Consider the following 24627-nt stretch of genomic DNA (forward strand, 5'->3'; position numbering starts at 1 on the left):
GGCCCGGGCCGGATCGCAACCGAAACGGCACATGATCCGTGGGGTCCGGCGCGTCAGCCTGGAGTCTGCAATGACGCATCGGAGGACGGCATGACGACACATCGCACGGTGATCCGCAACGGTCATGTGCTGACGATGGACCCTGCCCTCGGCGACCTGGCCGGAGCGGACGTCCTGATCGAGGACGGCGAGATCCTCGCGGTCGGACCCGGGCTGGACGCCGGGGACGCCGAGGTCATCGACGCGACCGGGCAGACCGTCCTCCCCGGCCTGGTCGACACCCATCGGCACACCTGGCAGTCGCTCGTCCGCGGGATCTGCGGGGACTGGACACTCGCCGACTACTACTTCGGCGTGCGGCTCGGCATCTCGCCCGCCTACACACCGGACGACGTCCGGCTCGGGAACTTCTACGGGGGCGTGGACGCCCTGAACTCCGGGGTCACCACGATCCTGGACTTCTCCCACTGCAACAACACCCCCGACCATTCGGATGCCGCGGTCACCGGGCTGCAGGAGGCCGGCCTCCGTGCCGCCTTCTGCTACGGGTTCTTCGAGAGCTCGCCGGAGGCCAGCCGCTTCGGCACCCACGCCGACCGCCTCGCGGACTTCCACCGGCTCGCCGACGCGAACTTCTCCTCCGACGGTCTGCTCACCCTGGGGGTCTCGCTCTCGGAGCTGTTCGGGCTCCCGTGGCAGGACACCGTCGCCGAGCTCGCGGCCGCTCGCGAGCGAAGGGCGCTGCTGGCGAACCACGCCGGATGCGTCTTCGGCAGCGTGCTCGCGACCGGGATCACCGAGATGGAGACGCTGGGCCTGCTCGGGCCGGACATGGTCCACGTGCACTGCAACAGCTTCGGTGACGACGAATGGCGTGCGGTCAGCCGGACCGGAGGCAAGGTCTCGAGCTCGGTCGAGACCGAGCTCAGCATGGGCTTCGGTGTCCCCGTGTTCGACAAGTGCGCCGAGCACGGAGTGAAACCGTCGCTGTCGATCGACGTGGTGTCGCTCAACAGCGGCGACCTCTGGCACGAGATGCGGTTCGGGCTCGGGATCGCCCGCGGGCAGCGGGCCCTCCCGGTGAACCGCGCCGGGGCGATGACCGACGAGGTCGGTGTGTCCTGCCGCGACGCCGTCGAGTGGGCCACCGTGAACGGGGCCGACGCGCTGGGCCTCGGAGACCGGATCGGCTCGCTGACGCCGGGCAAGCGCGCGGACGTCCTGCTCGTGGGCGGTCCCGCCCTGGAGCAACACCCGCGGATCGATCCCTACGCCACGCTGGTGTTCCAGACCACCGCGGCCGACGTGCGCACCGTGTTGGTCGACGGGCGGGTCGTGAAGCGGGACGGCGTGCTCACGGTGACCGACCACCATGCGCTCAGCACCTCCGCCGACGCCGCAGCCGAGCGCATTCTCGGGCGAGTCCGGGACGCGGGCCGCGACCTGCCCGGCACGCCACCCGGTGCCTGGGCTGCCATCGAGCCCATGGCACGCAGCAACTACGAGCAGGCGCGCAGAGAGGCCCAGGGGCAGCCGCGATGATCGACAAGGTCGCCTCGGTCGCGTCCGTCCCGGGGGGTCACCGCCCTCGGCGTCCTCCACGTCACCGAGCGTGGCCTGGTGCTGCGCGAGACCGCGCCCGGGGTCGACCCCGGCGACGTGCGACGGGCGACCGCCGCGGACATCCACGATTGCGAGACGACATGAGTACCACCCCTGATCTCCTGCAGTACCGCCGCGGCCTGCACGACCTGGGCTCGGGCTGCTTCGCCTGGCTGCTGCCGGACGGTAGCTGGGGCTGGAGCAACTCCGGCCTGATCACCGGCTCCGGTACCTCGCTGATGGTCGACACCCTCTTCGATCTCGCACTCACCGGGGAGATGCTGGAGGGAATCCGGCCGGTCACCGACCGGCATCCCCTGCAGACGCTGGTCAACACCCACTCCGACGGCGACCACGTCTTCGGCAACCAGCTCCTCGCGGAGCGGGACGTCGAGATCATCGCCTCCGAGGCCACGGCGGAGCTGATCACCCAGGACCAGGTCGATGCACTGGCGTCGGTGCGCCGTCGCTCCGGCCCCATCGGGGAGTTCACCCGCCACGCCTTCGGCCCCTTCGTGTTCGACGGCATCGTCGCGACCGGGCCGGACCGCACGTTCACGGGACAGGAGTCCCTCGACGTCGGGGGGCGCGAGGTGCGCCTGATCCAGGTCGGACCGGCCCACACCCCTGGCGACACCCTGGTCCACGTCCCCGACGCCCGGCTGCTCTACGCGGGCGACATCCTCTTCATCGGGGGCACACCGGTCGTCTGGGCGGGGCCGACCTCACGGTGGATCGCCGCCTGCGACCTCATCCTCGACATGGACGTCGTCACGATCGTGCCGGGCCACGGCCCGGCCACCGACAAGTCGGGCGTCGGACCCGTCCGGGACTACCTGCAGTTCGTCCTGGACGAGGCGACGAAGCGCTACGAGGACGGGCTCGGCGTCGAGGAGGCCGTCGCCTCCATCGACCTGGGCCGTTTCGCCGGTCTCCCGGAGCACGGCAGGCTGGCTCAGAACGTCCTCAACGTCTACCAGGAGCTCGATCCGGCGGTGCCGCGCCCGAGCCGCTACGACGTGCTCGGTCGCATCGCGGCGCTGGAGGGTTTCGGTACGGGGGAGGAGGAGTCGCGGTGAAGTGGGTGACGTACGAGGCGCGCGCCGGTGAACGTACCGGGATCCTGGACGGGGAGACCGTCCGCGGGCTCGCGCCGGGTACGACGCTGGCGGGTCTGCTCGCAGCGGGTGCGCTCGTCGAGGCCGGGGACGACGCCCGGCGTGCACCCACCGAGGTCGTGGGGACCGACGACGTCCGGCTGCTGGCCCCGCTGCCCCGCCCCGTCTCGATCCGCGACGGACTCTGCTTCCTCGACCACCTCCGTGGCTGCTACCGCGCGCTCGGCCGGGACGAGAGCCTCCACCCGGCCTGGTCGGAGAACCCGGGCTTCTACTTCGCCAACGCCGACGCGATCGTGGGCCCCTACGACGACGTGCCCGTATCGCCCGGGTCCACCATGTTCGACCTCGAACTGGAGATCGCCGCCGTCATCGGGACCGGCGGACGGGACCTCGACCCGCAACGGGCCGAGGAGCACATCGTGGGCTACACCTTCTACAACGACTGGACCGCGCGCGACCACCAGCTGCGGGACATGGCCCAGGGCATCGGGATGGGCAAGAGCAAGGACTCGGCCATCACACTGGGGCCCGCACTGGTGACCGTTGACGAGCTCGAGCCGTACCGCCGTGACGGTCGCCTCGCGTTCGAGGTGTCGGCGACGGTCGGTGACCGTGAACTGGCCCGCGGTTCGCTCGCCCTGATGGACTGGTCCTTCGGCGAGCTGCTGGCCTACGTCTCGCGCGGCACCGATCTCGCCCCGGGCGCTGTCGTCGGCTCGGGCACCGTCCCCGGTGGCTGCCTGCTCGAGCACGTCGACACACCGGATCTCGCCGCCTTCACGGGGTGGCTGCAGCCGGGTGACGTCGTGAGCCTGCGTGGCGAAGGCCTCGGCGAGACCCGGCAGACCGTCCGGCCTGCGCCGCCGGTGATCCCGCTCCGCACCGGGGTCTGACTTCCCTCGAAGATCCAGGCGGCCGCCGTCCCTGTGCCCGGACGAACGGGCACTCTCGCCGGACGTAGGCGGCCGGCGGTGGGACGGCCTCGTCAGAGGCGTTCGATGCGGTCGGCCTGCGGGCCCCGGTCGCTCTGACGCACCGCGAACCGGACCCGGTCACCCTTCTGCAGCGGCTCCGACCCCATGACCACGGACACGTGGGCGAAGAGATCGTCGCCGCCTGCGTCCGGGGTGATGAAGCCGAAGCCGCGGTCGTCGTCGTAGCGCGCGACGACGCCCTCGCCGCCTCGTGCGGGAACGTCCCGCCCGGCCGTAGCGGGTGCGGGCCGCTGCGGCGCCGCCCGGGGCTCCCGGACCAGGTGCACGTCGCGGGCCTGCGGGCCCTTGTCCCCACTGGCCACCTCGAAGGCGACGCGGTCGCCCTCCATGAGCCATGTCAGCCCCTCGGCCAGGGCCCGGGCGTGGACGAAGACGTCCTCGTCGCCGGAGTCGGGGTTGATGAAGCCGAAGCCCTTGTCCTCGTCGTACCAGGCCACCGTGCCGTCGGCACCGTCCGCGGTGTCGTCCGCAGCGGGTGTGCCGGCCCCCGCTCCCAGCGGGATCACGTGCCCGGCCTGCGGGCCGCGCTCGCCGTCGACGACGAGGAAGGCCACCCGCTGCCCCTCGGTGACCACGCCGCCGGTCACGATGGCGGAGCTGTGCACGAAGATGTCGGCGCCGCCGTCGTCCGGCGACGCGAAGCCGTACCCCTTGCCCGGCTCGTACCAGTTGACGGTGCCGAGCCGGCCCACGGCGCTGCCGGCGGCCGCGTCGGCGGTGACGCGAACGCGCAGCGCCTGGGGCCCGCGGTCGTTCTCGCCGATCTCGAACTCGACGGCCTGACCCTCGCGGAGCACTGTCGCGCCGCCGCCCCCGACGATCTCGGAGGCGTGCACGAACACGTCCGGCGAGCCGTCCTCGGGCGCCAGGAAGCCGAAACCCCGTTCGGCGTCGAACCAACGGACGGTTCCCTGCTGCATCGAAGGCTCCAGATCGAGAGGACGGGTACCGGGCCAGTCTCTCTGACTGCCCTCGCGGTCCGTCGGGCCGGGCCCACCGGCGGGCGGTGCGGAGCCCGCGACAGCCCGGTACCGGATGACACGACGCGGCCGCCGTCGACCGGGTGGCCGCAGATCTCGGAGCGGACGCGCAGGCAGCCGACGGCCTGGGTCCGGGTGAGCAGGGTCGATCTCCGTCGCCGAGTTCGCGATCTGACGCACGATCGACAGACGGACTCGTGGGTGGACGGTCCGGGTGGGCTCAGCCCACGACGGCGAGGCCGGCGGCGTCCAGCGCGAGCTGGCCGCGCTCCAGGGCGAGCAGCGCCTTCTTGACCGGCAGGCCGCCGGAGTAGCCGGTGAGCGCCCCGGTCGCGGAGACGATCCGGTGGCACGGCACGACGACCAGCACCGGGTTGCGGGCGCAGGCGGCGCCGGCCCGGCGGGGGCCGTCGTCCGTCAGCTCCGCGGCCCGGGCCAGTTGCCCGTAGCTACGGGTGCTGCTGTAGCCGATCGCGCACAGCTCGTCGAGCACCCGGCGGTGCTCCGGCTCGACGCGGGACAGGTCGACCGGCACCTCGAAGGTGGTGCGGTCGCCGAGCAGGTACTCGCCGAGCTCGGCGACGGCCTGCTCCAGCACGGCGTGCTCGGGGCTGCCGGGCTCGGGCGTCGGGTCCTGCGCGGCTCCGGCCGGCCTGCCGAAGCGCAGCCGGGTCAGACCCCACGGCGAGGCGGACAGGGTGACCGGGCCCAGGGTGGTGTCGTGGACGAGGGTCGTCGGGGTCGACATGACGGAGGTGCTCCTCTCGCGGAACGGCGAGGTCAGCCGGTTGCCCGGCGGACGTGGTGGCGGACAGCACCGTCGACGGTGACCAGCCCTGCCGGTGCGGTGGTAGTGGTCGTGCAGGGTGCTCGACGGTCACGGTGCAGAACCCCGGACGGGCGCGGCGGGTTGCGGCGGGGCGGCCCGGTCCCGGTCGTCGTCGGTGAACCCGGAGACCCGCAGCGTGATGTTCAGCCGCCCGGCGCTGAGCCCGATGTCCTCGGTCCCACCGGGCTCGGGCGGCAGCACCCTGGGCACGCCGTGGTAGGCGAGCCTGCTGTCGTCGCCGAACACGAGCAGGTCACCGGACCGCAGCTCGACGTCGGTCCACGGCCTGCCGCGGTGCTCGGTGTTGCCGAGGCGGAACACGCAGGGCGCGCCCAGCGACACCGAGACGACCGGGTCCGGGGCGTGTTCGTCGCCGTCGCGGTGCATGCCGAGGCGGGCGTCCCCGGTGTAGTGGTTGATCAGCGCGATGTCCGGGGAGTAGCCGAGGCCGCGCGTGGGGTCGCCGTAGGCGTCGGCGACCGCCTCGCGGCCCAGGTCGCCCAGCCAGATCGGGAACTCGGCTACCGGTGAGCCGTCCTGGTCGTCGCGGGTCCGGGAGTAGCGGTAGGGGATCCAGTGCCAGCCCAGGCAGACGGTGCGCACGCTCATCCGGGCGCCGCCGGGCAGCGCGGCGGCCCGGATCCCCGGGCCCTGCGCCGCCCACTCCCGGCAGCGCTCCACCAGGAACCGCTGCCGGCGCAGGTCCAGCCAGCCGGGCACGTGCACCGCGCCCGGCGCGAGGTCGCGGCGGTCCCGCGGGATCAGTTCCAGGGTCATCTCAACCCTCCTCGGGGTCGGTGCCGGTGACACGTCGGCCCGGGTCGACCGGCCCGGCCGCGGGAGTGCGGGGAACGGGACTGCCGTGCACACCGGGCAGAACCCCGGCCGGCGCGTCCCGGTTGCAGCGCCTGCGAGACGGACCCGGTCACCGGCCGGCGCGGCGCTTCCAGGCGGCGAAGCGGGCGGGCAGGCAGACCGCGCAGGGCCGGTAGCCCGCCGCGACGGCGGTGGCCTCGTCGGCGAAGAAGACCCGGTGCCGCACGTAGTCGCCGCGGGCGATCGCCCGGGCCGCGGACGGGCAGTCCAGCCTGCCGTAGAGCCGTTGCCTGCGATGCCCGCCCAGGGTGCCCGGGACCGGGCTCGGGTAGGGGTGGCCGTCGGCGTCGAGCAGTGTGACGACCCCCAGCTCCCCGACCGGTGTGTCGACGACGCGGTGGTGGTTCGGGGTGCGGATGGCGGTCCCTGCGGTGGCGGTGCTCATCTCGTGCTCCAGGGATGGTCGGTACGCGGCCGGCAGGGCGCCCGGTGGTTGTCGCGGTGGTCGCGGCGCTCAGGCGGCCGCCGGGCGGCAGGTGCGGCAGGGCCGGTAGCCGGCGCGCCGGGCGTCGTCGAGGGTGGTGAAGCCGTGCCGGTGCGCCCCGGTGATGCGCCGTGCGTCGCGGCAGGTCGGGAAGCAGACGATCCCGGTGGTGTCGCTGGCCAGGTAGTGCACGCCCGTCCGGGCCAGCGTCGCCAGTTCGTCGAGGTCGGCGCCCTCGGCGGTGAGCAGCTCGGCCTTGCGGTCGGTGCCGAACATGTAGCCGCCGAGAGCGCCGTCGGAGCGGACCACCCGGTGGCAGGGCACCAGCAGCGGCAGCGGGTTGCGGGCCAGCACCGTGCCGACCGCGCGGACCGCGGCGGGGTGTCCGGCCTCGCGGGCGACCCAGGCGTACGGACGGACCTGGCCGGGCGGGATCCGCCGGGTGGCGGCCAGCACGGCGCGTTCGAACGGACTGCCCGCGCCGAGGTCCAGCTCGGGCCGGGCCGCGGTGGTGCCGCGCAGCGACGGGCCGACGCCCGCGGGCAGCCGGCCGGCCGGGCGCAGCGGCCGGGCGAACCGGCTGCGGTACTCGGCGGCGAACGCGTCGTCGTCGGTGCCCTCGGTGGGTCGCAGGAACTGCGCACCGTCGGCGGTGAACGCGACCCGGACGTCGCCGACCCTGCTGGGCGCGGTGGCCCAGCGGGTGAACACCCGGTCGTCGAGCCCGTCCGGCGCGCGGCCGGCGAACCCGGCGAGCGCGGTCAGCAGCGGGTCCGCCGCGGCGTCCCGGCCGGGCTCCGCGTCGTCGGCGGATCCGGCGGACAGGGAGATGACCGTGCGGTGCAGGTCGCCGCGCCGCGCGGCCGGCCGTCCGTTGCGGCGGGCCGGGACCGATGTCGTCGTCATGAGGTCCTCCCTTCGAGGGGACGGGGATGTGCGGGTGGTGTGTCCAGGACGGTCCGCAGCCGGGCCAGTCCGCGGGACACGTGCGACTTCGCGGTGCCCTCGGCGCAGCCGAGTACCTGGGCGACCTCGGCGGTCGGCAGGCCATGGACGTGCCGGAGCACGACCGCGGTCCGCTGCACCTCGGACAGCTCGCCGAGGGCGGCACCGAGTGCGCGTTGCAGCTCACCCCGCTCGGCCTGCTCGGCCGGGCCGGGCTCGGGGCTCGGGTCGTCCGGTGGGCCCGCGTCGAGCGGGTCGAGCCGGGGCGGGGGCGGCGGCCTGCGGGCGGCGTCCCTGGCCCGGTTGCGGGCGGTGTTGCGCAGGATGGTGAGCAGCCACGGGCGTACCCGCAGCTCCCCGATCCGTTCCGCCGCGTACCCGCAGAGCGCCCGGTAGGCGCGCAGCAGGGCGTCGGCGGCGAGGTCCTCGGCGTCCGCGGGACCGCGGACGAAGCTCCGGGCCACCGAGAACAGCAGGTCCCGGTGGGCGTCCACGAGCACGGCGAACCCGGCGTCGAGGTCGGCCGCGATCGCGCGGGCGACGGCGTCGGAGCCGTCGTCCCCGGGGCCGAGGTCGTCGTCGGTCATACCGTGCAGAACACCGTCGGGCCGGATCCGGTTGCGGTGCTCAGCCGTAGTGCTCGGTGGTGCCGTGGGACAGCTCGACGACGGCGCACCCGCTGCCGCCGACCGACCGGCGCGCGCCCGGCTCGGCGTCGTCGGACGATCCCCGCACCATCGGTGCGGACGGGACTGTGGTCATGACGGTCTCCTCAGCGCGCGTTGTGGAAGATGATGCCCAGCACGTGCCGGTTCCCGCTGTGCACGGCGCTGACGCCGTGCCGCATCTGGACCCGGTGGTCGCCCCGGGTGCCGCGGCGCGGCCGGTTGCGCACCGGGAAGATCACCGCCTGGCCCTGTCCGGGGCGCAGCACCATCGGGCGGGACTGCTGGCGCGGGCGCTGCTCGACGAAGACGCTCTCGCCGCCGGTGAAGTCGACGTCCGGGCGGGACAGCATCACCAGGAACTGCAGCGGGAACGTCAGGTCCCCGTAGACGTCCTGGTGCAGGCAGTTGTAGCCGGACTCGCCGTAGCGCAGCACCAGCGGCGTCGGCCTGGTCTGTCCGTGGGTGGCGCAGGCCTCGAGCAGCCCGTCCAGGGTCTCCGGGAAGGTGTCCTCGCCCAGCCGGCGGGCCCAGTCGTTCGCGATCCGGGCCAGCGGCGGGTAGAGCTCGGTGCGCAGGGTCTGCACCAGCTCCGGCAGCGGGTCGGTGAAGTACCGGTAGCTTCCCTCGCCGAAGGAGTGCCGGGCCATCTGGACGGTGGAGCGGAACCGGTCGTGCTCGTCGAACATCGCGGTGATCTCGTCGCACTGGGCGGGCTCGATCAGCCGCGGGGTCGCGGCGACGCCCTCGGTGTCCAGCCGCTCCGTCAGCCGGGCCCAGTCGAGGGCGTCCAGGTGCGGTCCGGCGGTGGCGGTTCCGGCGTCGGCCGGGGTGGTGGTCATCGGCTGCCTCCGTGCTCGCGGCGTGCTGGCGGTGGTCCCAACACCACCGTGGCCGAGCCGGTTGCGGGCGTCCGGCCGGGGCGATCGTGGGACCGATGGCCGCCGGACCGCTGCCCGGCCGTCGAGCAGGGTGGACGGACCAGTCGTCCGGACGCCGTTCCGTGACCGACCGGCAGCCGAGTCGTTGACCGGGTATACGCAACGGAGCGGGGGCGTCGTGGCTGGACCGACATGGGACGCGGACGCCGGCGTCTGGGTGCTGGACGACGAGGCGGCCCCGCCGCGTCACCGGCGCCCGCCCACCCGGCTGGTCGACCCGGCTGGACCGGGGCGGGACAGCGGGTCGGCCGCGCGACCGGACCCGGGCCGGCGTCGCACGACCCGCGCGGGACGGCCGGCGAGCAGCGGTGCCGGCTCCCGGCGTGCTGACCCGCCGGTGATCGATCGGAACGACGGCGACGACCGGTCGCGGCATCGCGCCCCCGTGACGTCCGCTCCGGGAGGGAGCCACCCCGAGCCGTACCGGCGCGCCCGGGTTCCCGACGGTGGGGCCCGGCCGGGTGCCCGCGGGCCCGGCCGCCACGGCGGATCGGGCGATCTGGCCGGGGACATCGTCGCGCTCGGACTCGGGCCCGGGGAGCCTGTCCCGCAGCACCTCGGCCACCGGCGGTGGGACGACGACCGCGACCCCGGTGGACGTCCGGTGCACGGCGGGTACGGGATGCACGACGGCCGCAACGTGCGCGTCGAACGCCCGGTGCTCGCCGACCGCCCACCGCACGACGAGTACACCGAGTACACCGATTACACGGAGTACGCCGAGTACACGGAGTACGACGGTGACACCGGGTACGACGAGGGCCCCCGGGAGGAGCGGGAGCCCGGCCGGTACCGGGCGGACCCGTCCCCGGGCAGCAGGCGACCGGCCCGGCGGTGGTGGCCGTGGCTGGTCGGGGGCGTCGTCGCGGTCGCGGGGATCGCCGCGGCCGTATCGGCCGGGGTCGCCGTCCTGGGGGGCGGTGCGGACGATCGGCCGCCGTCCCCGCAAGCCGACACCTCGGCCGTCGGGGCCCCTCCCGGTGCGCCCGCCGCAGCACCCCCGCCGTCCGGGTCGGCCCCGGCAGCCGCTGCCGGCCCCGCTGCGGCCCAGGTCACCTTCGAGGTGTCCGGTTCCGGGACGGCGAGCACCCTGACCTACGGCCGGGGCACGTCGGTGTCACAGGTCCTCGACGCGGAGCTGCCCTGGACGCGGACCGTGGACGCGGCCGGTGAGCCCGCCGAGTACACGATCTCCGCGGCCGGTGGTTCCGGCGAGATCGCCTGCCGGATCATCGTCGACGATGCCGTCGTCGTGGAGGACACGGCGGACGGCGACTTCGCCGCCGTCTCCTGCAGTGGCCGCCGCTGACGGCGGGCCTCCACCGCTCGGTCACGGCCGGTCGTCGGGACGGGTGACCCCGCGGGCCTCGCCCGGATCGCCGTCGAAGCCGTTGGCCCAGTACCTCCCGCGGAGGGAGAGGTCGAGCAGCATCGTGGTGATCTCCTCGGCCGAGAGCTCGGGGTCGTCCTGCTCGATCCACCACTGCAGCACCGCGATCTGCTCGCCGACCCACGCCCGCGCGAGGACCTCGGGATCGATCCGCAGTTGCGCGCCGTGGTGCGCGGCACGCTGCGCGAAGATCTGCGCCGCGGCGGCGACGCGCCGGTCGACGAAGGTGCGCAACGCCCGGCCGTGGCCCTCGCCACGGAGGATCACCCGGTAGACGTCCCGCTCCTCGCGGGCGTGCCGGAACATCTCGAGCACCGGCTTGCCGGTGAAGCCCCGTGAGGACTCCGGTGCGAGGGGGAGCAGGCGCTCCAGCAGGTCGGACTGGACGTCGACGGCGATCTGATCGAGCAGCGCCTGCTTGTCCCGGTAGTACTTGTAGAACGTCGCGCGGCCGATGTCGGCGTGCTCGGTGATGTCCTCGACGGTCACCGTGTCGAACCCGTGTTCCAGGACGAGCTCCACCAGGGCGCCCCGGAGCAGCCGCTTGGTCCGCCGTACCCGCCGGTCCTCCGCCATGGTCGCCGCGCCCCTCGGATGTCGAATCTGCCGATCACCGTACCGGCCGGGGGACGCCCTGCTTGTATCCGGACAGAGAGTCCGGAATCGATCCGGTCGCCGCGACCTGTTGCTGCCGATCTCCTCACGATGATAGACACACTGTTCATAAACATGCAGCTCGATCGGAGCAGGACGAAATGTTCGACAGTGGCAACGTCGCCGGCGTCACGTACCGGCAGAGGAGTGGGCGGATCCCGGGCGGTGACCGGGCGTGCTGAACCTCGGCACCTACGTCGCCCGGAGCGCGTCGTACTGGCCGGCTCGCGAGGCGCTGGTCTGTGACGGTGTGCGGCGCACCTACGCCGAGCTGGACGTGCGTACGGATCGGCTGGCCTCCGCGCTGGCGCGCGGCGGGCTCGTCGCGGGGGACGCGGTGGCCACGTTCGCGTCGAACCGGGCCGAGCTCGTCGAGGTCGAGGTCGCCCTGTACAAGGGCGGTCACCTGCGGGTCCCGATCAACTTCCGGCTGGGCGAGGAGGAGGTGCGCCACATCCTCGCCGACGCGGACGTCCGGCTGATCATCACCGACTCCGCCCGCGCCGAGCTCGCCCGGGCGGCCGTCGACGAGGCCGGTCGCGAGATCCGGCACGTGGTGTTCGACGACGGTTCCTACGATGATCTGCTCGCCGAGGGCGGGGACGCGCCGGTGGCGGTCGACGTGGAGCCGGACGCGCCGTGCGTCCTCAACTTCACCTCCGGGTCCACCGGCGCGCTCAAGGCCGCGGTGCAGACCACCGGGAACCGGCTGGCCAACATGCGCAAGCGGCTGATGGACCCGGACGCCGCCGCCTCGCCGACGGACGCCTACCTGGTCGCCGGGCCGATCACGCACGCGTCGGGAATGGGGGTACTCGCCCTGCTCAGCCGCGGGGCGACGGTCGTCGTGCTCCCCGCGTTCACGCCGCAGGCGTTCCTCGACGCCGTGGCGGCCGAGCGGATCACGTCGTCGTTCGTGGTCCCGACGATGCTGAACATGCTGGTCGCCCACCCCGGGCTCGCGGCGGCGGACACCTCGTCGCTGCAGGTGCTGCGCGTCGGGGGCGCCCCCATCTCCCCGCAGCGTCTCAAGGACGCCGTCACCGCGTTCGGACCGGTGATCATGCAGGGCTACGGCCAGGCCGAGACGACGAGCGGCGTCACCACGCTCACCCGCGAGGACGTGCGCCGGGGCGTCGAGAGCGACCCGGAGATCCTGCTCTCCTGCGGGCGGGCGATGTTCGACACCGAGATCCGGATCGTCGACGAGCAGCTGCGGCCGGTGCCGGCCGGGCAGACCGGTGAGCTGGTCGTCCGGGGTCCGGACTGCGTCACCGAGTACTGGCACGAGCCGGACCTGTCGGCCGAGACGTTCCGCGACGGGTGGGTGCTGACCGGCGACATCGCGCGGCTGCGCGAGGACGGCTACCTGTTCATCGTCGACCGCAGGAAGGACATGATCATCTCAGGCGGGTTCAACATCTACTGCAGCGAGGTCGAGGCCGCGGTCCACGAGCACCCGGCCGTCGCCGAGGCCTGCGTGGTCGGGGTGCCGGACGAGAAGTGGGGCGAGGCGGTCACGGCCGTGGTGGTGCCGCGTCCCGGGCACGGGCTGGACCCGGAGGAGCTGATCGCCTTCTGCGCCCGGCGCCTGGACGGCTTCAAGAAGCCGCGCACCGTCGACGTCGTCGACGAGCTCCCGGTCAACCGCAACGGGAAGATCGACCGCCGGGCCGTGCGGGCCCCCTACTGGGCCGGCGCCGAGCGCGCGGTCGGCTGAGGAGCGACATGACCTTCTCCCTCGCCCCCGACCACGACGACCGTCCCGCACTCGCGCCACTCGTGAAGGAGCTGCGCCACTACCTGTCCGGCGAGCTGGCCGACTACGAGCGCGAACACGGCCTCGGCCCGGAGTCGCACTACGACCGGTCGGTCCTGCAGCCGGTGTGGAAGCGCAGCCGGGAGCTGGGCTTCTACGGCGTCCACCTCCCCCCGGAGTACGGGGGCCGCGGACTGACCGCGACCGAGCTGGCCGTGCTCAAGGAGGAGGTCGGTGCCTCGGGCCGGGCGCTGTCGCACAGCGTCCTCGGCGACATGGGCGGCCCGCTGCGGGCGGGTCCGATCTTCCGGTACGCGACACCGGCCCAGCTGGATCGCTACCTCGTGCCGGTCGTCGAGGGCGACCGCGCCTGCTGCTTCTCCCTCACCGAGACCGACGCCGGGTCGGACGTCCGCGCCATGCGGACCACCGCCACCCCGGACGGCGACGGCTGGCGGCTGACCGGGAAGAAGGTGTTCAGCTCGGCGGGGCCGTTCGCCGACTTCTCGGTGCTCGTGGCCCGGATGGCGGGCACCGAGGACACATACTCGGCGTTCCTGGTCGACCTCGACGCACCGGGCTGCACGGTACTGCCGGGCGAGGTCCCCCTGTCCGGGCAGCACATCGAGTCCGACATCGAGCTCGACGGCTGCTACGTCGGACCCGACCAGCTGCTCGGCTCGGTCGGGGACGGCTTGACGATCGGGCTGGGCCGGGTGACCACCAACCGGCTGCTGCACTGCCCGACGATCCTCGGGCACGCCCGGCGGGTCATCCAGCTGACCGTCGAGCACGCCCGCACCCGACGCGTGTTCGGCGGCACCCTCGCCGACCTGCAGTCGATCCAGCACAAGCTCGCGGACATGGCCACGACGTACTACGCGGCCCGGTCGATGACCTACGACGCGCTCGCGGACCTCGACGCGGGCCGAGCACCGCGGACCGAGGCGTTCATGTGCAAGCTCTTCGTGGCGGAGAACGTGTTCCGGATCGCCGACGAGGCCATGCAGATCCACGGCAAGGCCGGGATGGTCCAGGGTTCGGAGATCGAGTGGATGTTCCGCAGGCTGCGCATGTTCCGGATCCTCACCGGATCGTCGGAGATCCAGAAGAACGGCATCGCCAAGGACCTGCTGCGCTGAGCCGCGGCCGAAAGGACGACACGGTGGACGCCACCGATCTCTCCCACATCCTGGCCTCCGTGCGCGAGTTCGTGCGCAGCGAGGTCGTGCCGCTCGAGACGACGATCGAGGCCGACGACGCGGTCCCGGCCCGGATCCTCGACCAGTGCCGCGCGATGGGGCTCTACGGATTCGCGATCCCCGAGGAACACGGCGGCCTGGGGCTGTCGAGCCACGAGGAGGTGCAGCTGGCGATGGAGATCGGCTGGACCACCCCGGCGCTGCGCTCGGCGTTCGGCACGAACAACGGGATCGCCGGCCACGTCCTGCTGGAGGGTGGCACCGAGGACCAGAAGAAGGAGTGGCTCCCGCGCCTGGCCTCCGGCGAGATCACCGCGTCCTTCGGCCTCACCGAGGCCGACGCCGGTTCGGACCCCTCCGCGCTCCGCACCATCGCGGTCCGCGACGGTGCCGACTGGGTGATCACCGGTTCGAAGCGCTACATCACCAACGCGCCCACCGCCGACGTCGTCATGGTGTTCGCCCGGACCGACCCGGACGCCGCGGGCAACCGCGGGATCTCGGTGTTCCTGGTACCCGCCGACGCCCCCGGGCTCGGTGTCGGGCCGCCGGACCGGAAGATGGGTCAGAAGGGCGCGCTGACCGCGGACGTCCACCTGGACGAGGTCAGGGTCCCGGCGGCGGCACTGGTCGGCGGCGTCGAGGGGCTCCACGCAGGCTTCCGGATCGCCGCGAAGTGCCTCGCTCACGGCCGGCTCAGCATCGCGGCCGGATGCGTCGGCATGGCTGCCCGCCTGGTGCGGGAGAGCACCGAGTTCGCCCGTACCCGGGAGCAGGGCGGCGCGCCGATCGCCCGCTTCCAGCTGGTTCAGGCCCTCGTCGCCGACTCGGTGACCGACCACCTCGCAGGCCGGGCGATGGTCCTGGAGGCCGCCCGTGCCTACGACGACGGCACCGACCGGATCACCGGTCCGGCGGCCGCGAAGTACTTCGCCTCCGAGATGGTCGGCCGGGTCGCCGACCGCGCCGTGCAGATCCACGGTGGGGCCGGCTACATGAGCGACACCCCGGTGGAGCGGTTCTACCGCGACGCCCGGCTGTTCCGGATCTACGAGGGGACCAGCCAGATCCAGCAGGTGATCATCGGACGCAGCGTGCTGGGCGCCGCGAGCCGCCACGCCTGAGACCAGGCGGGCCCGTCGGTCAGAGAGGACCGGACATGGCAGCGAGGACGTGGAGGGGGCTCGTCGCCCTCGTCGGGGTACTGGCCCTGGCCGGATGCGGCGTCTCCGGGGCTCCGGCCCCGGGGGCGGCCGACAGCACGATGCGCTACATCGTGCCGTACGCCACCGGCGGCGGGACGGACGCCGCGGCACGCGAGACCACCCGGGTGCTGACGTCCGGACGGCTCGTCGACGGAGACGCCTATGTCGAGAACATCACCGGAGCCACCGGCCTGCTCGGCATACAGGCACTCGTCGAGCAGGGCGACGACAACACCCTGCTGCAGTGGGTGGACGTGCTCTCCCCCCTGTACCGGGCCGGATCGCCGATCCCGCCGGACGCCGTCCGGCCCGTCGCCCAGCTGGGCACCAGCCCGCTGGTCGTCGTCACGTCGCCGGCGGGCGGGGCAGCCGACCTCGCCGCGTTCGTGGACCGGCTGCGGGAGGGCACGGCCACGATCGGCCTCTCCGCCACCCTGCTCAGCTCGGAGGCGGCCAACTGGCGGCGGTTCGCCGCCGCCAACGGGATCGACCCGGCGACGGTGAACCTGGTACCGAGCGAGGGGATCTCCCAGACCGTGCCGGACGTGATCGCGGGACGGATCGACGCCACCCTGCTGGTGCCGTCGCTGGCCCGTGGCTACGTCCGGACGGGACAGCTGCGGCCGCTCGCGGTGACCGCCGACGCACCCCTGCCCGCGTTCGACGGGGTGCCCACCCTGCGCGAGTCCGGCACCGACATGTCGGTCTACCGCGCACAGGGTGTGCTGATGGCCGGCTCGGCCTCGGACGCCGCCGTCGACCACTGGGCGCGTGTCCTGCGCGCGGTGAGCGAGACGCCGGAGTGGGCGGACTTCGCGGAGCGCAACGGGATGATCCCCGAGTTCAGGGGACCGCAGCAGTACGGCGAGTGGCTGCGGACCGAGGGCGACGCGTTCGCCGCCTACCTGAGGGAGCGTGACTGAGATGGCGACGGTCTCCGACCAGGCCACCGAGCAGGGGTCCGGGGCTCCCGGGGTGTCCCGGATCGCGCTGGTGTTCCCGGCGGTCGCCGCGGTCTGGGTGCTCACCGTCGTGGTCCAGGCGATCGTCCTGGTCACCGGGGGGACCGAGGGTGCCGACCCCGGACCCGGGTTCCTGCCCCTGGTCCTCGGCGTGCCGACGCTGCTGGGGCTGCTCGCGACGATCGGTGCCGGGCTCCGCCGCCCGGCGCCGGCCGCCGCGGGCGCGCCGCTCGCGGCGCCCGTGGTCCGCCTCGGCGTGCTGGTGGCCGCCGTCGCGCCGGCGATCGGCTGGATCGGGGTCGGTCCCGCGGTGCTGGTGCTGCTCCTCGGCTGCCTGCGGCTCGAGGGTGCGGGCTGGACCCGCAGCCTGGTGACCGGCGCGGTGCTCGCGGCCGGGCTGTACGTCGTGTTCGTCGTCCTGCTGCAGGTCCGGGTGGACCTGCTGCCCACCTACTGAGCCGGCACGCGGACCGGAGGAGATGTCGACGTGGACGTTCTGAACCCACTCGGTGGCGGGTTGGTCGCGGTCCTGTCGGACCCGGCGACCCTGCTGTGGTGCGCGCTGGGGGTGACGATCGGCACGCTCGTCGGGGCGCTGCCGGGGATCGGCACCGTGACGGCGATGGCGGTCCTGCTCCCGCTGACCTTCGGGATGTCCCCGGTCAGCGCACTGGTCCTGCTCGTCGCGATCTACATGGGCGGCATGTTCGGCGGGCGGATCAGCTCCATCCTGCTCAACATCCCCGGAGACGCCTCCAGCGTGGTGTCCACCTTCGACGGCTACCCGCTCGCACGGCAGGGCCGGGTCGGCTACGCGCTCACGCTGAGCGCCGTCGGTTCCTTCGTGGGCGGACTGATGGGGTTCGCCGGCCTGGCACTGCTCGCCGCGGTGCTCGCCCAGGTCGCCGTCCTCTTCGGACCGGCGGAGTACCTGGTGCTGGTCCTGCTGGTGCTGGTGCTGACCTCGAGCATCTCCACCGCCTCCCGGCCGAAGGCGATCATGGCCGTCGGGCTGGGGGTGCTGCTCTCCGCGGTCGGGCTGGACCGGATGACCGGCGACGAGCGCTTCACCTGGGGGGTCATCGACCTGTGGGACGGCGTGGACCTCGTGGTGGTCGCCATCGGCCTGTTCGGGCTCTCCGAGGTGTTCATGCGGCTCACGGCCGGCGCCCCGGTCTCCGACGTGCAGAAGGTGCCTCTGCGGTCGCTGTTCCCTCCCGCGTCGAGCGTCCTGCGGTACACGCCGAGCATGGGGCGCGGCGGGCTCGTCGGGTTCGGAGTGGGCATCTTCCCCGGTGCAGGGGCGTCCATGGCGACGTTCATCGCCTACGCCCTGGAGAAGGCGATCGGGAAGGACCGGGCGAGCTTCGGCAAGGGCAACCCGCGCGGGCTCGCCGCCCCGGAGGCGGCGGACAACGCGTCGGTGGGCGGCGCGCTCATCCCGACCCTCTCGCTCGGTATCCCTGGCTCCGCCAGTGGCGCCCTCATCCTCGGCGGGATGATCATGGTCGGTCTGCAGCCGGGGCCCGAGCTGTTCACCCGGTCCGGGCCGGTGGTCTGGGCGGTCATCGCGGCGGTCCTGGTGGCCAACGTGATGCTGCTGGTGCTGAACACCGCGCTCGTGCCCTTCTTCGCGACGGCCCTGCGGGTGATCACCCCGTTCCTCACCGCGTTCATCGCGAGCCTGTGCGTCGTCGGCGTGTACTCGCTGCGCGGCAACGCCGTCGACGTCGTCCTGATGGTCGGTTTCGGCATCCTCGGCTACCTCGCCCGGCGGGCGGGCTTCCCGCTCACCAACCTGTTGCTGGGACTGATCCTGGGAGCGATGCTGGAGGACAACCTGCGCCGCGCGCTGCTCGTGTCCCGCGGCGACCTCGCGGTGTTCTGGTCGAGTCCGATGGCGGCCACGCTGCTCGGTGTCACCGCCGTCGCGCTGGTCGCGCTCGTGGCCCAGCCCGTGTGGAGGAGGTACCGCGCCGCACCCGCGACCGAGGAGGCACACCGATGACCGACGACGGGAACGACGGGCGGGGGTCGGTCGACGAACTGCTCGAGGTCCTGACCCTGCGGGCCGCCGGTCCGGGCGTCCGGCGGGGGACCAGCATGTCGCGGCCGGGCGGGCGGGTCTACGGCGGGCAGCTGCTCGCGCAGGCGTCGCTGGCGGCCGCGTACACCCCGGGCCTCGGCCCGGGCCGGCTCCTGCATTCGCTGCACTGCACCTTCCTCGCCGCCGCCGACCCGGCGCGGACCCTCGAGTTCCGGGTGACGACGCTGCAGGACGGGCGGTCGTTCACCCGGCGCCGGGTGAACGTCGCCCAGGACGACCGGGCGGTCGCGGAGGTCGCGGTCTCGTTCCACCGGCCGGGTACCGGCTTCGAACACGGTGGGGGGCACGTGCTCCCGGATCCGCCGGAGGCGGGCGCCGTCCAGGGGCAGTTCTCCGATCCGGCCACGGGCGCCTGGCTCGCCGGTCCGGTACAGGTGACCGAACTGCCGGCGCCGGACGGCGGCCCGGAGGCCCCGACCGACCTCTGGGTCCGCATCCCGGGGCCGCTGCCCGACGATCCCGTCCTGCAGGAGGCTCTCCTGCTCTACCTGTCGGACATGCGGATGCTCCGCAGCCTGTTCCGCGGACACGGGGTCGACCGCAGTACCGTCCGTACGGCCAGCTTGGACCACGGTGTGTGGCTGCACCGTCGCTGCCGGGTGGACCGCTGGCTCTGCTACCGCACCCACAGCCCGTGGGCCGCGCACGGCCGTGCCCTCGGTGCCGGAGAGCTGTCCACACCGGACGGTGACCGGGTCGCGTCGACGGCGCAGGAGATGCTCGTGCGGCCCCGGAAGGATCACGGGTGAGCTCCGGGGACGGGACGTGCCGGAACAGGGTCTCGGCCGTGGGGCCGGGGACCACGGATCGTCCAGCGGGACGAGCCGCTCCGGGCGCTGGTCGAGCACGCTGTCGGCTCCGAGGTGCTGATCGTGCCTGTCGGCCGGCCGCGCGCGACTGCTTCCGGGCCGGCGACCGCCGCGGCGACGTCGCCGCCCTTACCACGGACGAGCAGCTCGCGTCCTGAGGCACCATCCTTGTGCACCTGTCGGCGGTGCTGGAGTCAGCACGATCACCCTGCACGCGGTGCTCGCGTTCGTGTTCGACACGGTCGTCCTCGGTGCGGTGGTCGGCGTCCTCGTCCCGTAGGACCGGGCCGCCCGCGACGTGGTCGCGGGCGGCCCGTGCCGTGATCAGCCCGGGAAGTTCCCCGGCTTCTCCTCGAAGATCATGGTCTTGTTCTCCAGGTACGGGAGCAGACCGTCCACGCCGCCCTCGCGGCCGGTCCCGGACTGCTTGAACCCGCCGAAGCCGATGCCGAAGTCGGTGCGGAAGTTGTTGTGCCCGACCGTCCCGGCCCGCAGCCGTCCGGCCACCTCGCGCGCCCGGTCGGCGTCGTGGGTGAAGACTGCGGCGTTGAGCCCGTAGATCGTGTCGTTGGCGATCCGGATCGCGTCCTCCTCGTCCTCGGCCGGGATGACCGAGAGCACCGGGCCGAAGATCTCCTCCTGGGCGATCTTCCAGGAGTTGTCGACGCCGGAGAACACCGTCGGTTCGATGAACCAGCCGCGGTCGAGGTCCTTCGGACGCCCGCCGCCGGTCACCAGCCGCGCGCCCTCGGCGACGCCCTGGGCGATGTAGCCCTCGACCCGGTCGCGCTGGCGTTCCATCGCGAGCGGTCCCATCTGGACGCCCGGGTCGAAGGGGTCGCCCAGCTTGACCTGGGAGAACGTCCCTGCGAGGGCGTCGGCCAGTTCGTCGTGGCGGCGGCGCGGGACGACGATGCGGGTCAGGGAGGAGCACACCTGGCCGGAGAGGAAGCACTCCGCGCCGGACAGGCTGGCGGCTGCCTCGCCCAGGTCCATGTCGTCGAGGACGACCGCGGCGGACTTGCCGCCGAGCTCGAGGGTGTAGCGGCCGATGCGCTCGCCGAGGATGGAGGCGATGCGCCGGCCGGCCGCCGTCGAGCCGGTGAAGGCGATCTTGTCGACGCGGGGGTCGCGGACCAGGCTCTCGGAGACCTCGCGGTCCGCGGTGAGGACGTTGAGCACCCCGGGCGGCAGGCCGATCTTCTCGGCGATCTCGGCCATGATGTACGGGGCGCCGGGGGCCTCGGGCGAGGCCTTGAGGACGACGGTGCAGCCGGCGAGCAGCGCGGGTGCCAGCTTGTAGGCGATCAGCGTCATCGGCGCGTTCCACGGGATGATCGCGCCGACCACCCCGACCGGCTCGCGGGAGATCATCCCGTACGTCCCGCCCGCGGTCGGCGTGGCGGGCTCCTCGAAGGCGAACGTGTCGGCGAGGTCGGCGTAGAAGCCGTAGGCGTCCGGGACCCCGCCGATCATCGCCTGCGCGGCGCCGAGCACGATGCCGGACTCCCGCGGCCAGACCTGCGTGACGTCGTCGGAACGCTCACGTACCGCCGCCCCGATCGCGCGGAGGAACTCCGCGCGCCGGGCGTGCGTCATCGTCGGCCACGGGCCCTCGTCGAAGGCGGCCCGGGCCGCGGTCACCGCGCGGTCGACGTCGGCGTTCTGCGCCTCGGGGACCTGGTAGTAGACCTGCTCGGTGGCGGGTTCGATCACCGAGATGGTGTCGTCCGAGGACGGTGCGACCCACTCGCCGCCGATGTAGAACCTGTCGAGCCTCGTGAGAGGGGCCCGCGTGTCGCTGGTGATGCTCATGGAATGCCGAACCTCCGTCGGTCGACGTCACTCCGTGGCGGACGGCCTCGTGGACGCACCGCCCTGATGTACGTCCGAGAGTGACATCGCTCTCCGGAATCCGCTACCGCGGAACGAGAGCATCTTACGATCCGCGTATGCGGAGCAAAGGGGGGATCCGGTCCGCGAGTCAGAACATCGCCCGCAACCGGTCCGAGCTTTCGACGAGCAGTGCCGCGTCGGTGCCGACCGCGACGAACGTGGCCCCGGCCTCCAGGTAGCGGACGGCCGACTCGTGCCGGCGGGTGAGGACCCCCGCCGCCCGGCCCGCCTTCCGGACCCGTCCGACGGCGTCCTCCACGGTCGTCCGTACCTGGGGGTCCTCGGGCTGCCCGAGCAGCCCGAGTGACGCCGACAGGTCGGACGGTCCGAAGAAGACGCCGTCCACACCGTCGACCGCGACGATCTCGTCCAGCGCGGCGATGCCGTCCACGGTCTCGACCTGGACGAGGATGCAGATCTCCTCGTTCGCCCGGTCGAAGTACCCCCGGTCCCGGCCCCAGGCGGCGGCACGGGCGGCGGCGACCCCGCGCACCCCCGCGGCGGGGTAACGGCAGTGCCGGACGACCTCCCGCGCCTGGGCGGCCGACTCGATCATCGGGACCAGGACCGTGCGGGCGCCCAGGTCGAGGCAGCGCTTCAGCATCGCCTCCCCGTAGCCGCCGAGGCCGGTCGGGACCCGGACGACGGGTTCGACGCCGGGGTGGGACGCGACGGCCAGCAGCTGGGACTTGATCACCGCGAGGTCGAAGGGGCCGTGCTCCCCGTCGAGGACGAGCCAGTCGAAGCCGGCGGCGGCGACGATCTCGGCCGACTCGGTGCAGGGCAGCCCCAGCCACAGGCCGAGCTGGGGACGCCCGTCGGCGAGGGCCTGCTTGAAGGTGCCCGTCACAGCGAGTAGACCCGGCTCGCCGTGCCCGAGAAGAGATCGAGCCGCTCCGCCTCCGTCATCGCCGCCGTCACCTGCTTGAAGGTGTTCCACAGCGTGGCGTAGGGGACGCCGACCTTGTCGACGGGGTAGTTGCTCTCGAACATGCACCGGTCCGGTCCGAAGGCCTCGATGCAGGTCTCGATCCACGGCCGCCACAGCGTGGCGAGCTCCGTCGAGGACGGCGGCCGCTCGGCGGTGCGGTAGTCGAAGGCGGCGAGTCGGGCGACGAGCCCGCCGATCTTGCAGGTCACGTTGGGCCGCTCCGCGACCGCGCGCACGCCGCGGCGCCAGGCGGCGAAGTCCTCGTCCCGGTGACCGGCGTAGTGGCCGTATCCGAGCGGGCCACCGCAGTGGTCGAGCACCACGGACAGGTCGGGGAGGGCGTCGGCGGCCCGGGCGACGTCGTCCAGCTGGGGGAAGAAGACCCAGGTGTCGAGCACGAGGCCCAGGTCGCTCAGGACCGCCATGCCCGCGCGGACGTCGGGGTCCCCGAGCAGGTGCGGGGCGCTGCCGGTGTGGCTGTTCTCGATGTCGGGGTCGCTGTCCCAGCTCGTGGCGAACCGGATCCCCCTGAAGCGGCCGTCGCCGGCGTCCTGGTGGGCGCGCAGCACGTCCTCGACGGCGGCGCCGAGCCGGAGGTCGGCGAACCCGGTGATCCCGGCGCCGACCCGGACCGGCGAGGCACCGCCGGCGGCCCGTCCGGCGACACCGGCGACGAACTCGGTCTCGCCGACGGGGCGCAGCGCCTGCGGTCCCTCGGTGCGGTACTCCGACAGGCACTCGGCGAACACGGTCGCGACGACGTCGTGGCCGGTGGTGGCGTCCGCGGTGAACTCGTCGAGCAGGTACGGGTAGCCGGGGTGGTCCCAGAGGTGGTGGTGGGGGTCGACGATCGGCAGGTCGGGGAACAGCACGTCCTCGGCAGGCGCCTTGCGGAGCCAGCCGCGGTCCGGTGGGTAGATGCGGCCGAACTCGGTCGGCCTGCCCTCGGCGGTGCGCATCAGGGGGGAGCTCACGGTGTGTCCTTTCCGGTGGCGTCGATCTCGTCGAAGGTCACTCGCGCGGTCTCCCGGGCGAGGTTGACGCCCACCAGGCTGATCACCGAGGCCATGACGAGGTAGGTGAGCACGAGACCGTAGTGCGGGGGGCCGCCCGCCGCCGCCGAGAGTCCGGTGGCGATGAGGGGGAAGAATCCGGCGCCGAGCGTCGCGGCGAGCTGGAAGCCGATCGACGCCCCGCCGTACCGGAAGCGGGTCGGGAACATCTCCGCGATCCAGGCCCCGACGGGGCCGAAGGCCATGCTGTGGGCCACGGCGGGGAGGACGGCGGCGACGATCGCGAGACCGAACGAGCCGGTCCCGAGCGCCTCGAAGGCCACCCAGGCCGTGAACGGGATGAGGACGATCCCGCCGACGGCGAGGCGCTTGCGCCCCCACCGGTCGGACAGCCCCGCGAAGAGCGGCACGAACAGCAGCCCGGTCGAGGTGCCCAGGAGCGTGATGGTGAGCGCCTGGGAGGAGGTGAAGCCGAGCTGGATCGCGTAGGCCGGTTTGTACGAGCTGTTGAACGCCGACGCGGTGGTCACGGCGAAGGCTGCGAGGACGACGACGGCGAGGCCACGCCACTGCGTGCGGAAGAGATCGCGCAACGGGCGGTGCGCGAGCTCCTCGCGGCGCTTCGCCCGCTCGAAGACCGGGGTCTCGTCGACCCCGGCGCGCACCCACAGGGTGACGGCGACGAGGACGAGGGAGAAGTAGAAGGGGAGGCGCCAGCCCCATCCGAGGAACATCTCGCGCGGGAGCAGGGAGACGAGCAGCAGGCTCGCGTTCGCCAGGATGATCCCGGCGTAGAGCCCCACCTGCGGTGCGCTGCTGGCGAGGCCGCGGCGTTCGTCGCGGGCGTACTCCATCGACATCAGCAGCCCGCCGCCGAACTCCCCGCCCGCGGCGAGCCCCTGCACGACGCGGAGGACGACGAGCAGGACCGGAGCCCAGACGCCGATCGTGTCGTAGGTGGGGAGCAGGCCGATGAGCAGGGACGCGATCCCCATCGCGAGCACCGTGACGAGCAGGACGTTGCGCCTGCCCAGGCGGTCGCCGACCGCGGTCATCAGCAGGGCACCGACCGGGCGGGCGACGAACCCGACCGCGAGGGTCGCGAAGGACGCGAGCAACGCCGCGGCGGGGTCGCTCCCGGGGAAGAACAGCGGCCCGATCGCCACCGCGGCGAGGAGGCTGTAGAGGTAGAAGTCGTAGTACTCCACCAGTGTCCCGAGCAGGGCGGACCACATCGCGCGACGGCGCTGCGTGTCGTCCTCGACGTTCCCGGGAGCCTGTTCGGAAGTGCGGTCCAGCGTCATTGCTCCACCTGGTTCCG

At 73.1% G+C, this 24627-nt stretch carries 24 protein-coding genes; 11 read left to right on the forward strand and 13 right to left on the reverse strand.

What is annotated here, in order from left to right; genetic code table 11:
• The first annotated feature begins 90 nt into the window (after positions 1–90).
• From PP1_RS24595 to PP1_RS24605, 3 genes are all read left to right on the forward strand, one after another.
• Positions 91–1542, forward strand: a complete 1452-nt coding sequence (locus PP1_RS24595; RefSeq protein WP_033200650.1) for an amidohydrolase family protein — start codon at positions 91–93, stop codon at positions 1540–1542.
• A gap of 161 nt (positions 1543–1703) precedes the next feature.
• On the forward strand, positions 1704–2681 hold the full coding sequence (locus PP1_RS24600) for an MBL fold metallo-hydrolase (RefSeq protein ID WP_010242686.1): 978 nt from the start codon (positions 1704–1706) through the stop codon (positions 2679–2681).
• Complete coding sequence (locus PP1_RS24605; RefSeq protein ID WP_010242684.1) at positions 2678–3616, forward strand: fumarylacetoacetate hydrolase family protein; 939 nt, start codon at positions 2678–2680, stop codon at positions 3614–3616. Before PP1_RS24600 ends, PP1_RS24605 begins: the two co-directional genes overlap by 4 nt.
• A gap of 92 nt (positions 3617–3708) precedes the next feature.
• Here the strand turns inward: PP1_RS24605 and PP1_RS31625 are convergent, their stop codons facing one another.
• The 8 genes from PP1_RS31625 to PP1_RS24660 form a co-directional block, all read right to left on the reverse strand.
• On the reverse strand, positions 3709–4638 hold the full coding sequence (locus PP1_RS31625; RefSeq protein ID WP_010242681.1) for a cold-shock protein: 930 nt from the start codon (positions 4636–4638) through the stop codon (positions 3709–3711).
• A gap of 280 nt (positions 4639–4918) precedes the next feature.
• Positions 4919–5446, reverse strand: a complete 528-nt coding sequence (locus tag PP1_RS24630; RefSeq protein ID WP_010242679.1) for a methylated-DNA--[protein]-cysteine S-methyltransferase — start codon at positions 5444–5446, stop codon at positions 4919–4921.
• A gap of 129 nt (positions 5447–5575) precedes the next feature.
• Positions 5576–6304 carry an alpha-ketoglutarate-dependent dioxygenase AlkB family protein gene (locus tag PP1_RS24635; RefSeq protein WP_010242677.1) on the reverse strand — a complete coding sequence of 243 codons (729 nt, stop codon included), beginning with the start codon at positions 6302–6304 and terminating at the stop codon, positions 5576–5578.
• Positions 6305–6452: 148 nt separating this feature from the next.
• Positions 6453–6788, reverse strand: a complete 336-nt coding sequence (locus tag PP1_RS24640) for an Ada metal-binding domain-containing protein (RefSeq protein WP_010242675.1) — start codon at positions 6786–6788, stop codon at positions 6453–6455.
• 69 nt (positions 6789–6857) lie between these two features.
• Positions 6858–7733, reverse strand: a complete 876-nt coding sequence (locus PP1_RS24645) for a methylated-DNA--[protein]-cysteine S-methyltransferase (protein WP_083697202.1) — start codon at positions 7731–7733, stop codon at positions 6858–6860.
• Complete coding sequence (locus PP1_RS24650; RefSeq protein WP_010232616.1) at positions 7730–8359, reverse strand: RNA polymerase sigma factor; 630 nt, start codon at positions 8357–8359, stop codon at positions 7730–7732. Before PP1_RS24650 ends, PP1_RS24645 begins: the two co-directional genes overlap by 4 nt.
• A gap of 40 nt (positions 8360–8399) precedes the next feature.
• Positions 8400–8534, reverse strand: coding sequence for a hypothetical protein (locus tag PP1_RS24655; protein ID WP_255357014.1), 135 nt, complete (start codon positions 8532–8534; stop codon positions 8400–8402).
• Between the two features lie 10 nt (positions 8535–8544).
• A complete protein-coding gene (locus PP1_RS24660; protein ID WP_010232619.1) occupies positions 8545–9279 on the reverse strand; it encodes a 2OG-Fe(II) oxygenase in 735 nt (244 codons plus the stop codon).
• Positions 9280–9763: 484 nt separating this feature from the next.
• Here PP1_RS24660 and PP1_RS24665 point away from each other — a divergent pair, with 484 nt between their 5' ends.
• Positions 9764–10687 carry an MmpS family transport accessory protein gene (locus PP1_RS24665; protein WP_139323926.1) on the forward strand — a complete coding sequence of 308 codons (924 nt, stop codon included), beginning with the start codon at positions 9764–9766 and terminating at the stop codon, positions 10685–10687.
• Positions 10688–10708: 21 nt separating this feature from the next.
• Here the strand turns inward: PP1_RS24665 and PP1_RS24670 are convergent, their stop codons facing one another.
• Positions 10709–11344 carry a TetR/AcrR family transcriptional regulator gene (locus PP1_RS24670; protein ID WP_010232622.1) on the reverse strand — a complete coding sequence of 212 codons (636 nt, stop codon included), beginning with the start codon at positions 11342–11344 and terminating at the stop codon, positions 10709–10711.
• A 253-nt stretch (positions 11345–11597) separates the two neighbouring features.
• Here PP1_RS24670 and PP1_RS24675 point away from each other — a divergent pair, with 253 nt between their 5' ends.
• From PP1_RS24675 to PP1_RS24705, 7 genes are read left to right on the forward strand one after another with little or no spacing between them, the layout of a single operon-like run.
• Entirely contained in the window at positions 11598–13142 is a 1545-nt protein-coding gene (locus PP1_RS24675; protein ID WP_010232623.1) for an AMP-binding protein, read from the forward strand.
• Positions 13143–13150: 8 nt separating this feature from the next.
• Positions 13151–14323: an acyl-CoA dehydrogenase family protein gene (locus PP1_RS24680; protein ID WP_010232624.1), complete on the forward strand. Its 1173-nt coding sequence runs from the start codon at positions 13151–13153 to the stop codon at positions 14321–14323.
• Positions 14324–14346: 23 nt separating this feature from the next.
• Positions 14347–15507, forward strand: coding sequence for an acyl-CoA dehydrogenase family protein (locus tag PP1_RS24685; RefSeq protein ID WP_010232625.1), 1161 nt, complete (start codon positions 14347–14349; stop codon positions 15505–15507).
• Positions 15508–15542: 35 nt separating this feature from the next.
• On the forward strand, positions 15543–16511 hold the full coding sequence (locus PP1_RS24690) for a Bug family tripartite tricarboxylate transporter substrate binding protein (protein ID WP_075314573.1): 969 nt from the start codon (positions 15543–15545) through the stop codon (positions 16509–16511).
• Between the two features lies 1 nt (position 16512).
• Positions 16513–17007 (forward strand): tripartite tricarboxylate transporter TctB family protein, encoded by a 495-nt coding sequence (locus tag PP1_RS24695; protein WP_075314571.1) that lies wholly within the window; start codon positions 16513–16515, stop codon positions 17005–17007.
• Positions 17008–17037: 30 nt separating this feature from the next.
• On the forward strand, positions 17038–18558 hold the full coding sequence (locus PP1_RS24700) for a tripartite tricarboxylate transporter permease (RefSeq protein WP_010227591.1): 1521 nt from the start codon (positions 17038–17040) through the stop codon (positions 18556–18558).
• The gene (locus PP1_RS24705) at positions 18555–19406 is read left to right on the forward strand and encodes an acyl-CoA thioesterase (RefSeq protein WP_010227593.1); all 852 of its coding nucleotides are present in this window, start codon (positions 18555–18557) and stop codon (positions 19404–19406) included. The genes PP1_RS24700 and PP1_RS24705 overlap by 4 nt, the downstream gene beginning before the upstream one ends.
• Positions 19407–19790: 384 nt before the next feature.
• Here PP1_RS24705 and PP1_RS24710 read toward each other — a convergent pair whose 3' ends face one another.
• The 4 genes from PP1_RS24710 to PP1_RS24725 all read right to left on the reverse strand — a co-directional run bounded on the left by PP1_RS24710 (position 19791) and on the right by PP1_RS24725 (position 24610).
• Positions 19791–21281 carry an aldehyde dehydrogenase gene (locus PP1_RS24710; RefSeq protein WP_010227595.1) on the reverse strand — a complete coding sequence of 497 codons (1491 nt, stop codon included), beginning with the start codon at positions 21279–21281 and terminating at the stop codon, positions 19791–19793.
• A 169-nt stretch (positions 21282–21450) separates the two neighbouring features.
• On the reverse strand, positions 21451–22212 hold the full coding sequence (locus PP1_RS24715) for an HpcH/HpaI aldolase family protein (protein ID WP_010227597.1): 762 nt from the start codon (positions 22210–22212) through the stop codon (positions 21451–21453).
• Positions 22209–23267 (reverse strand): amidohydrolase family protein, encoded by a 1059-nt coding sequence (locus PP1_RS24720; RefSeq protein WP_010227599.1) that lies wholly within the window; start codon positions 23265–23267, stop codon positions 22209–22211. The genes PP1_RS24715 and PP1_RS24720 overlap by 4 nt, the downstream gene beginning before the upstream one ends.
• Positions 23264–24610, reverse strand: a complete 1347-nt coding sequence (locus PP1_RS24725; protein WP_010227601.1) for an MFS transporter — start codon at positions 24608–24610, stop codon at positions 23264–23266. The genes PP1_RS24720 and PP1_RS24725 overlap by 4 nt, the downstream gene beginning before the upstream one ends.
• Between the last annotated feature and the right edge of the window lie 17 nt (positions 24611–24627).

It is taken from the genome of Pseudonocardia sp. P1, assembly GCF_000178675.2.
Taxonomy (GTDB): Bacteria; Actinomycetota; Actinomycetes; order Mycobacteriales; family Pseudonocardiaceae; genus Pseudonocardia.

What these genes read in the sequence shown, in the direction of transcription:
- PP1_RS24595 (WP_033200650.1), top strand. Translation starts at nt 91, where the DNA reads ATGACGACACATCGCACGGTGATCCGCAACGGTCATGTGCTGACGATG.
- PP1_RS24600 (WP_010242686.1), top strand. Translation starts at nt 1,704, where the DNA reads ATGAGTACCACCCCTGATCTCCTGCAGTACCGCCGCGGCCTGCACGAC.
- PP1_RS31625 (WP_010242681.1), bottom strand. Translation starts at nt 4,638, where the DNA reads ATGCAGCAGGGAACCGTCCGTTGGTTCGACGCCGAACGGGGTTTCGGC.
- PP1_RS24630 (WP_010242679.1), bottom strand. Translation starts at nt 5,446, where the DNA reads ATGTCGACCCCGACGACCCTCGTCCACGACACCACCCTGGGCCCGGTC.
- PP1_RS24635 (WP_010242677.1), bottom strand. Translation starts at nt 6,304, where the DNA reads ATGACCCTGGAACTGATCCCGCGGGACCGCCGCGACCTCGCGCCGGGC.
- PP1_RS24640 (WP_010242675.1), bottom strand. Translation starts at nt 6,788, where the DNA reads ATGAGCACCGCCACCGCAGGGACCGCCATCCGCACCCCGAACCACCAC.
- PP1_RS24645 (WP_083697202.1), bottom strand. Translation starts at nt 7,733, where the DNA reads ATGACGACGACATCGGTCCCGGCCCGCCGCAACGGACGGCCGGCCGCG.
- PP1_RS24650 (WP_010232616.1), bottom strand. Translation starts at nt 8,359, where the DNA reads ATGACCGACGACGACCTCGGCCCCGGGGACGACGGCTCCGACGCCGTC.
- PP1_RS24655 (WP_255357014.1), bottom strand. Translation starts at nt 8,534, where the DNA reads ATGACCACAGTCCCGTCCGCACCGATGGTGCGGGGATCGTCCGACGAC.
- PP1_RS24660 (WP_010232619.1), bottom strand. Translation starts at nt 9,279, where the DNA reads ATGACCACCACCCCGGCCGACGCCGGAACCGCCACCGCCGGACCGCAC.
- PP1_RS24670 (WP_010232622.1), bottom strand. Translation starts at nt 11,344, where the DNA reads ATGGCGGAGGACCGGCGGGTACGGCGGACCAAGCGGCTGCTCCGGGGC.
- PP1_RS24680 (WP_010232624.1), top strand. Translation starts at nt 13,151, where the DNA reads ATGACCTTCTCCCTCGCCCCCGACCACGACGACCGTCCCGCACTCGCG.
- PP1_RS24690 (WP_075314573.1), top strand. Translation starts at nt 15,543, where the DNA reads ATGGCAGCGAGGACGTGGAGGGGGCTCGTCGCCCTCGTCGGGGTACTG.
- PP1_RS24695 (WP_075314571.1), top strand. Translation starts at nt 16,513, where the DNA reads ATGGCGACGGTCTCCGACCAGGCCACCGAGCAGGGGTCCGGGGCTCCC.
- PP1_RS24705 (WP_010227593.1), top strand. Translation starts at nt 18,555, where the DNA reads ATGACCGACGACGGGAACGACGGGCGGGGGTCGGTCGACGAACTGCTC.
- PP1_RS24710 (WP_010227595.1), bottom strand. Translation starts at nt 21,281, where the DNA reads ATGAGCATCACCAGCGACACGCGGGCCCCTCTCACGAGGCTCGACAGG.
- PP1_RS24725 (WP_010227601.1), bottom strand. Translation starts at nt 24,610, where the DNA reads ATGACGCTGGACCGCACTTCCGAACAGGCTCCCGGGAACGTCGAGGAC.